The sequence below is a fragment of the Cryobacterium sp. TMT1-66-1 genome (assembly GCF_004403435.1).
Lineage (GTDB): Bacteria > Actinomycetota > Actinomycetes > Actinomycetales > Microbacteriaceae > Cryobacterium > Cryobacterium flavum.
The window spans coordinates 59,900-73,970 of the sequence record NZ_SOGP01000011.1 but is presented as its reverse complement, the minus strand read 5'-3'; the positions used below and the strand labels follow the sequence as shown (position 1 = coordinate 73,970).

At 67.4% G+C, this 14,071-nt stretch carries 9 protein-coding genes; 2 read left to right on the top strand and 7 right to left on the bottom strand.

What is annotated here, in order from left to right; translation table 11 throughout:
• The first annotated feature begins 1 nt into the window (after position 1).
• Entirely contained in the window at positions 2–1,084 is a 1,083-nt protein-coding gene (locus E3T29_RS09470; RefSeq protein ID WP_134345225.1) for a polysaccharide pyruvyl transferase family protein, read from the top strand.
• A complete protein-coding gene (locus E3T29_RS09465) occupies positions 1,081–2,343 on the top strand; it encodes a glycosyltransferase family 4 protein (RefSeq protein ID WP_134345224.1) in 1,263 nt (420 codons plus the stop codon). The genes E3T29_RS09470 and E3T29_RS09465 overlap by 4 nt, the downstream gene beginning before the upstream one ends.
• On the opposite strand, the gene E3T29_RS09460 is transcribed toward E3T29_RS09465, so the two are convergent.
• The 7 genes from E3T29_RS09460 to E3T29_RS09435 all read right to left on the bottom strand — a co-directional run bounded on the left by E3T29_RS09460 (position 2,338) and on the right by E3T29_RS09435 (position 13,975).
• A complete protein-coding gene (locus tag E3T29_RS09460; protein ID WP_134345223.1) occupies positions 2,338–4,251 on the bottom strand; it encodes a right-handed parallel beta-helix repeat-containing protein in 1,914 nt (637 codons plus the stop codon). The genes E3T29_RS09465 and E3T29_RS09460 overlap by 6 nt on opposite strands.
• Before the next feature lie 502 nt (positions 4,252–4,753).
• Positions 4,754–6,157 (bottom strand): right-handed parallel beta-helix repeat-containing protein, encoded by a 1,404-nt coding sequence (locus E3T29_RS09455; protein WP_134345222.1) that lies wholly within the window; start codon positions 6,155–6,157, stop codon positions 4,754–4,756.
• 562 nt (positions 6,158–6,719) lie between these two features.
• Positions 6,720–7,757, bottom strand: a complete 1,038-nt coding sequence (locus E3T29_RS09450) for a glycosyltransferase family 2 protein (RefSeq protein ID WP_166792370.1) — start codon at positions 7,755–7,757, stop codon at positions 6,720–6,722.
• Complete coding sequence (locus E3T29_RS19650) at positions 7,754–8,803, bottom strand: polysaccharide pyruvyl transferase family protein (RefSeq protein ID WP_166792369.1); 1,050 nt, start codon at positions 8,801–8,803, stop codon at positions 7,754–7,756. The genes E3T29_RS09450 and E3T29_RS19650 overlap by 4 nt, the downstream gene beginning before the upstream one ends.
• Positions 8,800–10,029 (bottom strand): glycosyltransferase, encoded by a 1,230-nt coding sequence (locus E3T29_RS09445; protein WP_134345220.1) that lies wholly within the window; start codon positions 10,027–10,029, stop codon positions 8,800–8,802. The genes E3T29_RS19650 and E3T29_RS09445 overlap by 4 nt, the downstream gene beginning before the upstream one ends.
• Complete coding sequence (locus E3T29_RS19645; protein ID WP_166792368.1) at positions 10,026–12,941, bottom strand: oligosaccharide flippase family protein; 2,916 nt, start codon at positions 12,939–12,941, stop codon at positions 10,026–10,028. Before E3T29_RS19645 ends, E3T29_RS09445 begins: the two co-directional genes overlap by 4 nt.
• Positions 12,938–13,975: a GDP-mannose--glycolipid 4-beta-D-mannosyltransferase gene (locus E3T29_RS09435; protein ID WP_134345219.1), complete on the bottom strand. Its 1,038-nt coding sequence runs from the start codon at positions 13,973–13,975 to the stop codon at positions 12,938–12,940. Before E3T29_RS09435 ends, E3T29_RS19645 begins: the two co-directional genes overlap by 4 nt.
• Positions 13,976–14,071: the final 96 nt, after the last annotated feature.

The window sequence follows — 14,071 nt, the reverse complement described above, 5'->3', positions numbered from 1 at the left end:
GATGCGGCGCGACATCTTCGTGCCCGCCCGCGGCCAGTACGACAACATCGGCGACATTCTGCTGCGCCGCCAATTGCTCGACTGGTTGCGGGCGAGCGGCCCGCTGCACGTCTATGTCGGCGAGGCGCCCGACGGGTATGCCGAGGGGCTCGGTCTCACCCCGGTCGACGTGCAGTATCGTTCGTTTCGCCGGTGGTACGCCACGGCGCTGTCCAGTGCGGCCCGAGGCCGCGCCTCGTACGTGTTCAAACCGGGCGAGATCCAGCTGACCCTGATCGGCATGAAAGAGCACCTCGCCATGTTGCCGGTGCTCGCACTCGTGCGTGCTCGACACGGTCGCGTCGCCCGGGTCGGAGTGGGCAGCCGAAACTTCGCGCCGCTGCCGCGAGCGTTGATGGGGCCGTCCATCGCGCTGTCGAACGTGTCGTTGTGGCGGGATGCGGCGACGGCCGGGTATCTCGGGCAGGGCAGCATCATGCCCGACCTGGCCTTCGCCGGCAGCAGCGCTGATTCAAGCGGCGCTGATGCCGGTGCCACGGCCCGTCGCGACGTGCTCGTCGTGTCGATGCGCTCCGATCTGGCGTACCCGAGCGCCGCCTGGCTCGCCGGGGTGCGCGCCGTCGCGGCCGACAACGGCCTGCAGATCTGGTGCGTCACCCAGGTGTTGCGCGATGATGACAAGTGCGGCCAACTTGCCGCCGACCTCGGCGGCTCGGCGCTGCGCTGGAACGGCACCGGGCATGACGAGCAGGAACAACGCCTGCGTGCCCTGTATCGGCGGGCGGCGCTCACCGTGAGTGATCGACTGCACGTGCTCGTCGGCGCCCTCACCGAGGGGGCGGTTCCGGCCGCGCTCCTGGTCGACGCCAAGTCAGACAAGATCGCTCGGCATTTCGCCGCCGCCGGACTGCACGACGTGAGCATTGTCAGCGCGGGCCTGGCTGCCGCCGAGATCGCTGCACGGCTGCAGAATTTGCTGGGCCGTCGCACGGCTATTCTGGCCGGCCTGGCCGAGGCCCAGGACGAATTGCAGACCGTGCGCCGGCTGCTGGACCAGGTGCTGCGCGACGAGAGCGTGCGGTGAGCCTCGCCGAAGCGGGCGACACGGGTCCGATCAACACCGTCTCGAACGACGTCGAGTCCGACGATGCCGTGGTCGTTGCAGCCGAGTCCATCGATTCTGAACCGGGCGACATCGAACCGATCGAGACCGAACCGATCGCCATCGTGCACCCGTCCCCTGCAGCGGTCAGTGCCACCAGTTCCACGTCCATTCCCGGACCGACCCGCGTTTCGTTCGTTCCGGCTGCGCAGTCCGAACGCCTCCTCGCCGTGCACATCGGGCGCAGCGGCGAAGTCGCCGGCGGTATGAGTCAGGTCGTCAATGGCTATCTGGCACATTCTTTCGCTGACTTCGATCTGCGCATGGTCTCGTCGCGGGACGGCAGTGGCGGGGTGCGAGCAGCTGGGCTGGCGGCATCCGCTTTCTGGAAGGTGCTGCGCCTGTCCACGCCCGAGCGCACCGTGGTGATCGCGCACCTGTCGCAGGGCGGGTCCTTCGCGCGCGAAGGCGCGCTGCTCGCCCTGGCCCACGCGCGCGGGTTCGCCACGGTCGCTCAGCTGCACGGCAGCTCCTTCGCCGACTTTGCCGAGAAACGGCCCGGCCTGGTCGGGCGTGTCCTGCGCGCGGCCGACGTGGTGCTGACCCTGTCCGCCGAGTCGAAGGCCGCGGCCGCCGAGTTCGTACCGCTCGAGCGCGTCGTGCTCGTGCCGAATGCCGTCGCCGACGGGGTGCGGCGCGAGATCGAACCCCTCGTGGTGTTCGGCGGCGCGGTCAGCACGCGCAAGGGTGTCGACGTGCTGGTGGCGGTCTGGCAGCGGATTGCGCCGCAGCATCCGTTCTGGAAACTGGTCATTGCCGGCCCCATCGTCGACCAACCCGCAGTGCCGCTGACCCGCGGCGAATTCGTAGGGGCGCTCAGCCACGAGGCACTGATGAAGCTGCTCGAGCGGTCGGCGATCGCCGTGTTGCCCTCCCGCGACGAGGCGATGCCCATGTTCATTCTCGAAGCAATGGCCCGGAGGAACTGTGTTGTGGCGACGCGGGTCGGCGGCGTGCCGGCCGTACTGGCGAACGGTGTGGGCATGATCGTGGAGCCCGGCGACGCCGACTCGCTCGAGGCAGCCCTGCGGCACGCGATAACGGATGCCGCCTGGCGCGCCAAAAAGGCGGATCTGGCAAGATCCGCCTTTGAGACTACCTATTCGGCGGCCGCTGTCTTTCCGCTGGTCGAGCGCAGCTGGCAGGCTGCGCTCGACCGGCGAGCAGAACGTGTGTTATGAAATGCAGGCCTGGTTCGAGAAGCCGGAACCGGCGGCCGTGACGGTGTTCGAGCAGTAGACCTTGGTGCCGCTGGCACCCTTGCTGCCCTGCTCGTGCACGAAGAAGCCGTAGCCGGCGGCACCGACCGGGGCGGTGTTGCCGAAGAAGACGTTGCGCAGTCCCCAGCCGGCGACGCTTCCGTTGACCGCAAAGCCGTGCATGGTGCTGTTCTTGCCGGTGTTGTTGTAGATGCTCCAGTCGTTGCCCTTGACCTTGACCCATTCCTCGGCGCGCGGCATGGCGTTGGAACCGTCGATGACGTTGTCGCGGATGATGCCGTTCGACGTGCCTTCCTTGACCTCGATCGGCTGGGCGCCCGTCAGGCTGATGTCGTTGGCCATGAGCAGGGTGCGGTCGGTGTTGTCGGGCTGGCAGTTGGTCTGAGCGCACCAGTTGGCGTCTGAGGTTCCGATGTAGATGCCCTCGCCGTAGAACGGGTCGCGCTTTCCGGTGTTCTTGATGGTGTTGCCGACGATGGTGTTGTCGATGCTGAAGGCGCGAACGTGAATGCCCTCGTAGCCGATGTTGTCGACGAGAGTGTCGGCAACGGTGACGTGGTTGCTGCGGATCACGCTGATGCCCTTGAGGCTGTTGGTGACGGTCATGCCGGCTACCACGAGGTTGGACGAGTTGGTGATCTGAATGCCGTGGTTGTCCTGGATACTGCCGACGTTGATCACGGCGCTGCGCGGTCCGCAGACCCAGATCGGGTTGGAAGCGGTTCCATTGACGGTCATGTTGATCTGCTCGTTGTAGGTGCCGGGGGCCAGCTTGATGACGGTTCCGGGCTGGGCCTGGGCGAGCGCGGCCATGAGCTCCCTGGCCGTGGCCACGTTCACGGTGGCAGCGGGGCAGTCAGCGTAGCGGTGGGTGCTGATCGGAGCCGGGGTCGGCGCGGTGCTCGGCACGGCCGACACGATGAACGCGTCGACGATGCTGCTGGTACCGGTGGAGCGGGCATCCTTCTGGCCGGTGCGGGTCACCGTGATGGTGTGGGTTCCTGCCGAGAGGCTCGTGGTGCTGAACGCGTTCTGCTTGTAGGCCGTGGTCGCCGAGTAACCGTTGACCGTGGCAACGGTCTGGCCGTCGATCGCGATGGTGCTCGTACCCGAGCTGCTGGTCAGACGGGTGATGAAGGCAACGCTGGTGCCCTGAAAGGTGAACGCGGCGCTGCCTGAGGTCGTGGTGAACTGCACTCCGCCGCCCGAGTCATTGGCCGAGCCGGAGGTGCGCCAGGTACCGGCATACGAGACCGATGCCGAGGCGCTGTCGAAGGTGGTCGAGCCGGCCGGGGCCTGTACCGGAGCCGTGGTAGCAACCGGAGTCGAGGTGGGCTCAGGGGCCGGTGTCGTCGTCGTGCCTGCCGGGACCAGGGTGACGAAGGCGTCGACGATGCTGCTGGTTCCGGTCGAACGGGCATCCTTCTGGCCGGTGCGGCTGACCTTGATGGTGTGCGTTCCGCTGGAGAGGTTCGAGGTACTGAACAGGCTCTGCTGGTACTTCGTCGAGGCTGAGTAGCCGTTGACCGTGGCGACGACCTTGCCGTCGATGGCGATGTCACTGGTGCCTGAGCTGCTGGTCATACGTGTCACGTAGGCCACGGTTGACCCGGTGAAGGTGAGTGAGGCGCTCGACGTGGTCGAGGAGTACTTGATCGATGCGCCGTTGTCGGACGGCGAGCCCGTCGTGAGCCAGGTGCCGGAGTACTTGACCTGCGAGGAACTACTGTCGACCACCGTGGTGCCGGCGGGCGCAGTGGCGGCGGAGGCTGAGGCGACGCTGACGGGGATCATCGCGGTGAGGGGAACCAGCGCGGCGATGGCGACGGCGGCGATGATGGCGCGGCGTGAGATGCGGGGGAACAGCATTGTGGACCTTCCGGAAATTCATGGACAGTTGGTGGCGTCCATAAACCCGGGGGATTCCGACGCACATGATCTTCGTGAACTTCGGCTTCGTGCTGCCGTGATCACTTTGTCAATTAGCGTCTGAACTGCTGCGCGTTACCCGTGTGTAAATGGGTTTGTGGGCGCAATCTGAGCGGATGCCTCGCCTCGCCTCGCGCGAGCGCGCGCGGGAGGGCTCGGGGTGCTCCCGTGCGGCCGGATGGCCGAAACTGAAAAGACCTCGACGATTTTGCCCTGATCAGTGCTATTGCCCATTGTGGGCTATGCCCCGCAAACGGGGGCGTGTCCTGCGGGCCCCCGAGCGGGGTAGCCGCGGCGCGGCATCCGTCATTCCTGTGAAAGTGCCTAGAGAAAATATGAAACTGTTGAGTCTTTTGTCAACCTCGAAAATCGTGAAGCTGAGCGCGCGACAAACGGCCCTCAACGCGCTCCCTGAGCGCATTGAGGGCCGTGAGAATTTCGGCTATCGAGTGCAGGCGATGTTGGAGAGACCTTCGCCAGCGCGGGTGACCGAGTTCGAGCACGACACGTCGGTGTCGCTCGACCCCTTGGGGCCCTTCTCGTGGATGAAGAAGGCAAAGCCGCCGGCGTTCACCGCCCCGGAGTTGCCGGTGAAGGTGTTGCGCAAGCCCCAGCCGGAGACGCTGCCGTTGACTGCGAATCCGTGCAGCGGGCTGTTGGAGCCCCGGTTGCCATCGATGGTCCAGTCGTTGCCCTTGACCTTGACCCACTCTTCGGCATCGCTCATGGCATTGGCGCCGTCGATCACGTTGTCGCGAATGACGCCGTCTGACGTGCCCTCCTTGACCTCGATCGGCTGGGCGCTGGTGAGGCTGATGCGGTTGGACAGCACCCGGGTGCCGTCGGTTCGATCGGGCTTACAGTTGGTCTGGGCGCACCAGTTGTTCTCCGAGGTGCCGATGTAGATGCCCTCGCCGAAGGATGCGTCGCGCTTACCGGTGTTCGAAATGGTGTTGCCGACGACCGTGCTGTCGGTCGTGAAAGCGCGCAGGTGGATGCCCTCATAGCCGATGTGGTCGATGCGGGTGTCGGCGATGGTCACGTTCGTGCCGCTGATTACGCTGATGCCCTTGAGGCTGTTGGTCACGGTCATGCCCGCGATCACGAGGTTGGAGGAGTTCTTGACCTGGATACCGTGGTTGTCCTGGATGCCGCCAACGTTGATCACGGCGTCGCGCGAGCCGCAGACCCAGATCGGGTTGGAGGCGGTGCCGTTGGCGTGCATGTCGATCTGGCCTCTGTAGGTACCGGGGGCCATCCTGATGACGGTGCCGGGCCGTGCGCGGTCGACGGCCGCCATGAGCTCGTCGGAGGTGTGCACCGTCGTCGTCGCGGCGGGGCAGTCGGCATAGCGGTGCACTCCGGTCGACGGCGCGAGCGCGGGGACGGGCGCGGGTTCCGGAGCCGGGGCCACGCTGGTCGTGGCGTTCACGACGAAGGCGTCGACGATGCTGTTGGTGCCGCTCGAGCGGGCATCCTTTTTGCCGGTGCGACTGATCTTGATGGTGTGGCTGCCGCTCGACAGGGTGGTCGTGCTGAACGCGGTCTTCTGGTGCACTGTTCTCGCGGAGTACGCATTCACCGTGGCGACGACCTTGCCGTCGATCGACACGGTACTCTTGCCCGAGCTCGTGGTGGTGCGGGTGATGAAGGCCACACTGGTTCCGGTGAACGTCATCGACGCGCTGCCCGCACTGAACTGAAACCGCACGGAGCCACCCCGGTCGGCGGCATCGCGGGTGCTGCGCCAGGAGCCGGTGTAGGCGATCTTGGTCGAGGAACTGTCGATGATAGTTCGGGCCGGTCCGGCGGCGGCGGCCTCGATGCCCGGGATGGGGGCGGTCATCGGGACCAGAATAGCCACGGCGGCCGCAGTGAAGGCGGCGACAGTAGTCAGAGCGTGGCGAGTGGATGCGCGCGGGCGGGGGAGTGTGCGGGAAGTCGGCGTGCGGTCAGCCGGTGTGCGTTGGGGGCGGTTGCGGAACAGGTGCACGGTGGAGTCCTCCGGAGAGTCAGGGTCGCGAATGGACAGCTGGTGCGCGAGCGGCGCGGATGCTGGCAGAGCCGTATCGCAGAGCCGTATCGCAGGGCAGGCGCGGGTGAATTCTTGCCCGAGAATCGGTTCGTCGATCTCTGCGATTCGGTCAGGTTGGAGATATTCCGGTGATCTGTAGCGGGCGAGTCTTTCGACGGTTCGCTTCGTGCCGGATGCTGGCCGAGTCGTTGGGGTGCGATGCGTATTCAGCGTTCGAAGACCGAGATCGTAGGGGACTATTCGGATTGAACTGTGATCCCGAGCCTATCGAGAGCCAAAGTCGAATCCGTTTCACTTTCCTGTGAAAACGCCCAGAATGGCGCCCCTCCGCGTGACGTCTCTGCGCAGCTCGCCCGCTGCAGCCTCCACAGGCTCAGCACTCACCCTGCTCGGCGGCCAGGCGCAGCACCCGGCGGTGCAGCGGCACACTGACCTTCGCCGAGCCGGCCAGCGCGAGGCGCTTCCAGTCGCCACGACGCGCAGCGAGCAGCACCAGCCGCCAGGTGAGCCGGGAGCGCAGCTCGGCGACGATCTCGTCGCGTTCGTCGGCGTCGTACGGGCCGCTCAGGGCGTCCTTCAGTCCGGAGAGCAGCACGTAGCGCAGCCGAAAGTACCCGTACGAGTTCGATCCGATGATGCGGGTGTCGAGGGTGATCGCCGCAGTGGTGACGGCCTGCTCCACCAGCAGCAGCGACTCCGCTCGGCGCGACCCCGAGCGGATGATCGACCCACCGCGCACGACGTAGGAATACAGCACGTCACTGATGACGGCCACGTGAGCGGCCGCGGCGAGCAGTTGGGCGACCATGGCCAGGTCGGAGTGCACCCGGGCCGGGGTGAACTCGATCTCGCGCGTGAGCTCCCGGCGGAACAGCTTGTTCCACAGGTGCCCGGTGAGCTCGCCGTCGAGCAGCATTCCAAAAGCCTCGGCGCCGCTGATCGGACCATTCAGCGGCGGCGCAGCTAACGGGCGCCGCTGGCCGGGATAGACGTATTCGGCGCCGCAGACGATCACGTCGGCGCCGGTCGACCGGGCCGCCGCCACGAGTTTCTCGAGCGCCGACACCGCCCAGTCGTCATCACAATCGACGAACCACAGAAATTCGCCGCGGCTCTCAGCCACCGCGCGGGCCCGGGCGCGGGCGACTCCGCCGTTCTGCTCCTGTCGAAAATACGAAACGCTGGCGTGGGCGGCTGCAGCCCGCGCGCCGATCTGGGCCGTCGCATCCGTTGAGCCGTCGTCGACCACGATGATCTCGACCGACCCGGCGGCGGAAACGGTGAGCGTCTGCTGCAGCAGGTTCTTGATGGCGTCTTGAAGAAATTCCTCCGCGTTGTAGGCCGGAACAATGACGCTCACGACCGGATGCGCGACCGCCTCTGACCGCCCGGCGGCGTGCCCCCCGTTCACGCCGTGAGCTTTCGAATGGTGTCGGTCAGCTCCCGCAGAGAAGCGCGGGCCTCCACGACGTGGCGCAGGATCGGCTCCCGGCGGCTGATCACGTCGCGAGACCGGCGCTCGAGCGCCGCCGGGTCGGGCAGCGTCCAGCCGATCGTGGCGCCCTTGATGCCGACCGCGTCGAGGGTGCGGGCCGCCTTCGACGGCCCAGCGTCAGCGATCACGAGCGGCAGTACGCCCTCGGTCAGCCCGATCACGGCGGCGTGCAGCCGGTCACTCACCACGAGCAGCGACCGCTGGTACACCTCGCGCAGGCGAAGCTCCTGTGTTGCATGGTCCGGGCCGTCCCAGACCAGGGCCGTGCCGCCGAGTGAGACCGCGAGTTCTTCGGCGAGTGGCCCGTCGCGTTCAATCTGCGACACGGTGACGATCTCGAGCCCGAGAGTGTCGGCCAGACCGCGGAGCGCCGCGAGCCAGGCCGCGTCGGGGCGTCGCCCGTTGTAGCGCACCGAGACTGCGAGCAGCGGGCGATCCGCGGTGGACGCGATCAGGTCGGCATCCGTTGCTCCCGTGGCGAAGGCCCAGTCGGGAGCGATACGGCCGAGCCCCATCGCGGAACGGCTGTAGGCGTCGCGCCAGGCCACCAGGTCGCACAGGCGCAGGGTCGCCGCTACCGGAATGCGCCAGCCGGTCTTCTGCCGCACGCCGAACCCGGCGTGCACGGCATGGCCGCCGCGCAGCCGGTTGAGCGCCAGGTGTGGCGCCAACCGCAGATAGCGCAGCGCGTAGGCGCGTTGCAGCTCCATTTCGCCGGAGTTGAAGGCACACACGGATGCCTCCCGCAGCGTCGACCGCGAAATCTCTCGTCGCCACTCGGCGCTGGTGCGGTAGACCCGGTCTTCGTCGTGCAGGCCGAGCCCACTCAGATAGGCATCCGATCGGGCGCCCACGAACACCTGCAGTTCGCCGGCCCCGCGCAGCGCCTCGAGAAAGGCCCGCCGCAACACGGTGTCGCCGACATTGTCGATCTGGCCCATGGCCGAGGCGAAGATTCTCATGTGCGCTCCACAACCCGCAGCAGCACTCGTTCCAGGTCGGAGCCGCTGGCTTCCTCCGAGAATCGGGCCAGCCAGGGTTCGATGTTGTCGAGCGGCAGCTCGGCTGCCCGCAGGATGGCGTCGGCGAGGTCAACCGGATGAGCGGACAGCGCGAGTTCCCCCGTGATACCGGGCACAATCGCATCCGCTACCCCGAGTGCCCCCGACACGGCGACCGCCGGATAGCCGGCCGCCGCGGCCTCCACGAGCACATTGCCGAAGCCTTCCCGGCTCGAGGTGAGCAGGGCCACCGCGTTGTCGCCGAAGTGGTCGAACCAGTTCTCGACCCAGCCGCGGTGGTGAAAGACCACGTGCTCCTGCCGGGCCGCGGCCTGCACGTCGTCGAGCAGCGGGCCGCCGCCGAAGGAGACGACCTCGACGGCCACGCCGCGACGGGCGAGCTCCGCTGCGGCCGCGATGGCGAGCAGCGGACGCTTCTGCGCCACCAGCCGGCAGGCCAGCACGATTTGAATGCCATTGGCCGACCCCGGCCGGCGTTCGGATCGCTCCAGGATGGTGGTGCCGCCCGCTTCGGCCGGAGCGGTACCGTCACCACTCACCTCGACCCGCGCCGCGGTCGTACCCGGCCCGCGCGGGGTTCCGCGCAGCTTCGCGGTCGCCGGGTTGGCGACGACGGTGATGCGGTCGCCGCGCACCCCGAAAGCCGCGACCATTTCCGCGGCGACCGGATGTGAGATGGCGATCACGTGGTCGGCCCACCGATACAGGCGCTTGGCGAACCAGATCTTCACCCGGTGGGCGAGGCCCGAACCGGGCAGTCCGAGCGACACCAGGTTGCGCTCGCTCACCAGCACGCGCGGCCGCAGGCGCACCGGAATCAGGCGGGCTGCCGTCAGCAGCACCAGATTGGGGTGCGCCTGCAGGGAGATCGCCACGTCGGGCTGCCAGTCGAGCAGGCGGCGGCGCAGCGCGGAGGCTTTTCGCACATGGCCGTGCTGGGCAGAGAGGGAAATGGCTTCAACCCCGTCAGGCAGGTGCTCCGGCTTCACCTCGGCGGCGGTGAGCACGACGCTCACCTCGTAGCCCTGGTCGGCGAGCCAGCCCATCCAGGTGCGGGCCACGAATTCTGCCCCGCCACCGTGCAGTGACGGAATAACAAAGAGGATGCGGCGCAGGGCTGGGTGCCCGCGCGCATAGTCGGGCGGGGGCGGTGAGGAGAGTGTCATGCGGGGCCTTGTCTGTGGGGAGTCGGGCTCGGGGCCGTCAGGGCAGGGGAATGGGAACGCGTTGCACTCGGCAATCCCGAGAAGTTCAGAGCGGCCAGGCGCTGCACCTCGGGCAGCCGCGCGGCAAGCCGATCGCGATAGCTCTCTCGCTCGGCCAACACGGCCAGGGCCACCGGGATCATGCGCTCGGCTAGGCCGACGCCCGGTTCGACGCACAGTTCCTGCGTGTCAAAGAGCCGCATCATGCCGGCGACCTTGCCCTGGGTTGACAGGGCAACGGCGGGCACCTCGTGGAACATGGCCTGCACGGCCAGGTGCATGCGACCGGTCAGCACGATGTCGGCGCCGGCGCACAGCCCGCGCACTTCGGCCGGGCTGAGCAGCCGGTTCACCAGGACCACTCCGGAATCCGTCAGCCCGCCAGAGGCGGCCAGCCGGTCGAACACGGCTCGGCAGGCGGCCGCGTCGTCACCGCTGGTGCGCACGACGTGCGGCAGTAACACCACGCGGAGCCCCGCCTCTAGTAGTGCGGTGACGATTCGGGCGTACTCCGTGGTCTGGTCGAAGCTGCGGCCAACCAGCGCGCTCGCGTTGACCACGGCGTACCGGGCCGGTGTGGCCCCGAGATATTCCGTCACGGCCAGGCTACAACTGGTGCGGGCGGCGAACACGGCGTCGGCGACATCCACCACGTTCTCGAAGCGATCGGTGCGGGCGCGCTCGCTGGAGACCGGGTCGCGCAGCTGCAACCGCGTGCCCATCCGGCCGGCCCGGGCGAGCGACCGGCGCACTCCCACATTGGCGTGACCGTTCCAGCTGAAGCCGAGAATGCGCGCTTCGACGCCGATGCTGCGGGCCAGGCTGGCAATATCCGCTCGCCGGGAGGAGGCGCGCACGCTGTAGGCGCCGTCCATGATATCGGCGCCGATCACGGTCAGCGACCGGGCTCCGTCGAGTACCGGAGCCAGCAGGGCCATAGCCTGGCGGTGTACCCGCCCGGTGCCGTAGATCAGGTGCGGAATCGGTACGAGCTGCGCCCGCGAGGCATGCTGCGTGGGAATCCGCACGTCGGTGGGCCGGCGCACCAGCACCTGCACCGGTCCCTCCACGTTCTCAAGAAAAGCTTCGACCATGGCTTGGTCGCCGATATTGCCTTCGCCGGGCGGTGCAACGAGAACATGCCACCGCTGGGCGCGCAGATCGAACGGGCGCAGCTGGTTGGTCGCGTGTTGCAGCGCAGCGCGGTCGCGCAGATACGGCAGAGCGGATGCCGCGGCCAGGCCGTGCACGACCCGGTCCAACCGGCGGATGATGCGCAGCCGGGTGCGGCCGGCCGTGCGGTTCCGCGCCGGGATGCGGGCGGGGGACAGCTGGTCGGTGTCGATATCAACGCTGGGGCTGCCCGATTTCGACGCCTTCGCGGTGCGCAGAAAGCTGCGGGCCTGGGTGATCGAGCGCACATCGCGGCGAAAAATCGGCCAGATCAGCATGACCAGGCCGATCGCGGCGAGCAGCGCGACTCCGCCGAGGGTGACGCGCGCGAACGGAAGCTCGATCGGAATCCACTGCACGGCGGCCCAGCTGACGCCGGTGGCGAAACCGTAACCGAGAATCGCGCGCACGCCAGCCAGGAACATGGCCCGCGCCGGCGCATCCGTTACCCGGCTGATCCACCAGAGGCCGATCGGCCAGATCAGCGCGACGCCGATCGAGTACCCGGCGGCGACGCCGTAGACGCCCCAGAGCGAACCGACCAGCACGAAGGCCACCAGCAACGGCCGAGTGGTGAGGGCGAAATACAGGTTCTGCTTGGTGGCATCCTTCGACAGGAACACCCAATAGGTGGCGTAGGCGGCGGCTTCGAAGAACCCGGCGACGGCAAGAATCTGAAAGATCGGTGCGGAACCCAGCCACCGGCTGCCGAGCGCGATGCTGATGATCGGCAGGGCCTGGGCGCAGGAGAAGGCGAGCACGATGGTGACCGCGTGCAGCATGATCGTCTGCCCGAGCAGAATGAACCGGTCGTACTTGGGCGGGTCGTCCTGCAGCCGGGCCAGCACCGGCAGGGCCACCCGGGTGGACGGACCGTTGATCTGGTTGAGCGGCAGCAGCAGCAGCTGGAACGCCCGGTTGTACAGGCCGAGCGGGCCGGCACCGAGGGTGGCACCGATCACGATCGTGTCGGTGTTGCGACTGGCGTAGCCGAGCAGCTGGGTACCGGCCAGGTTCGACCCGAACACGATCAGGTGGCGCATGGGCGCGGCGCGGTGATACCAGCCGGGAAACCAGGTGGTGACCGGAATGAGAATGATGATGGTGAGAATGCCCTGGCTGATCTGCTGCCCGGCGAGAGCCCAGTAGCCGAAGCCGTTCAGGGCCATCACGATACCGACGAAGAGGGCGCCGACCTGCGCGCCGATCTCCGACCCGGCCAGGGCCACGAAGTGAAAGTTGCGGTTGAGGTCCGCGCGAAATTGGGTGGCCAGGCCGTTGAGCAAAAACGTTCCGGCGAGCACCTGGGTGAGCAGCACGAGCCGGTCGTCGCCGTACAGGGTGGCGATGAGCGGGCTGAACAGTACCGCGAGCAGCATGAGCGCGAGCCCGATCAGGCTGTTGATCCAGAACAGGTTGTCTTTTTGGTGCCGGCTGAGGTCGCGCACCTGAATGGCGGCCGACGACAGCCCGAAGTTGCGCAGCACCTCGCCGACGCCGATGATGGCAGCGACCGAGGCGACGAGGCCGTAGTCGCTCGGGGCGAGCAGCCGGCCGAGCACGACGATGCCGCCGAGCTGCACGCCGATGCGAATGAGCTGGCCGACCAGGGTGGTCGATGCTCCGCGCCCCGCGGTGCGGCCGAGTCCGGCGGTCGAGCGAGGTTTCTCGGGGGTTCCCGGCTGAATCGTGGCGGTCAACGGATGCTCCGCCCGGCAGCCACGGTGCGACCGGTCAGTTGCAGGGCCCGCAGGTAGGTGTGATAGCTCTGCAGGCCGAGCGTTTTCCAGTCGCGCCCGGAGAGCTGCGGGCGCGGTCGCGGGCCGGCCGCGCGCATCCGCTCGAGGGTGCCGAGCAGGATCTCCGGAGTGAGGTCGCCCTCGTAGAGGTAGATCCAGTCGGGGCCGACCTCCTCGGACAGCGCCTGGTTCGAGGGTGTCGACGGCACGAGAACCGGTCGATCGAGCGACAGTGCCACGAGCAGCACGCCCGAGTTGTGCATTTCGCGGTAGGGCAGCACGACCAGTTCGGCCCCGCCGACCTCGATCACCAATTCCTCGTCGGAGACGAAACGCAGCACGGAGCTGATCCTCGCATCGCGGGCGGTTTCGGTGCTGATGATCTCACCCAGCCCGCTCGACGGCCGGCCGACAATGCGCAGCGTCAGGTCGGGCCGAGGCAACGCTCGGAACACCTGCAGCAGCGTTTCGACGCCCTTGTACGGGCGGATCAAACCAAAATAGAGGATGCGCCCCGTCACCGAGTCTGGCAGCGGCATGCCGTTGAAACGGTCGCGATAGTGGCCGTGCAAAATGGTGACCGCCCGGGACTCGGGCTCGACCGGTGTGGTGGGGTTGAGCCGGATTACGAGGGCCGTGCGAGCGTCGAGCGCGTCCAGCGCGCGAGTTTCGGCATCGTGACCGGCCTCGTGCGGGGTCAGGTTGTGCGCGGTGCGCACGATCGGAATGCGCTGCAGCTTGGCGCGCAGCAGCAGGGCGTACAGCGCACCGCGGCGCAGCCGGGCCTTCAGCGGCCTCGGCGCGCGGATGAGCAGCTCCGGCCAGTGCACGTGAAAGACGTCATAGCGGCCGAGCAGCGCGGTGCGCCAGGAGAAGAATCGCATGGTCACCGCATCGGGAGCGCCCTCGACGACCTGGTTGACGTACCGGGTGGTGCCGTCGGGCGGACTCAGCGATTGTAAAACTGTCAGGTGTCCATTAAATGCTGTCATCATGCCCATTCCCCTTACGGGCCGGTGAAACGGATCGGCTAAACAGAACGGCTAAACGGATCAACTCAAACGTGAGAATCTGTCGGTTTAGCGTAGCGT

Bases quoted from the DNA above. Each gene is read 5' to 3' on its own strand.
- E3T29_RS09435 (WP_134345219.1), bottom strand. From the start codon at position 13,975: ATGATGACAGCATTTAATGGACACCTGACAGTTTTACAATCGCTGAGT.
- E3T29_RS09445 (WP_134345220.1), bottom strand. From the start codon at position 10,029: ATGACACTCTCCTCACCGCCCCCGCCCGACTATGCGCGCGGGCACCCA.
- E3T29_RS09460 (WP_134345223.1), bottom strand. From the start codon at position 4,251: ATGCTGTTCCCCCGCATCTCACGCCGCGCCATCATCGCCGCCGTCGCC.
- E3T29_RS19650 (WP_166792369.1), bottom strand. From the start codon at position 8,803: ATGAGAATCTTCGCCTCGGCCATGGGCCAGATCGACAATGTCGGCGAC.
- E3T29_RS09470 (WP_134345225.1), top strand. From the start codon at position 2: ATGCGGCGCGACATCTTCGTGCCCGCCCGCGGCCAGTACGACAACATC.
- E3T29_RS09455 (WP_134345222.1), bottom strand. From the start codon at position 6,157: ATGACCGCCCCCATCCCGGGCATCGAGGCCGCCGCCGCCGGACCGGCC.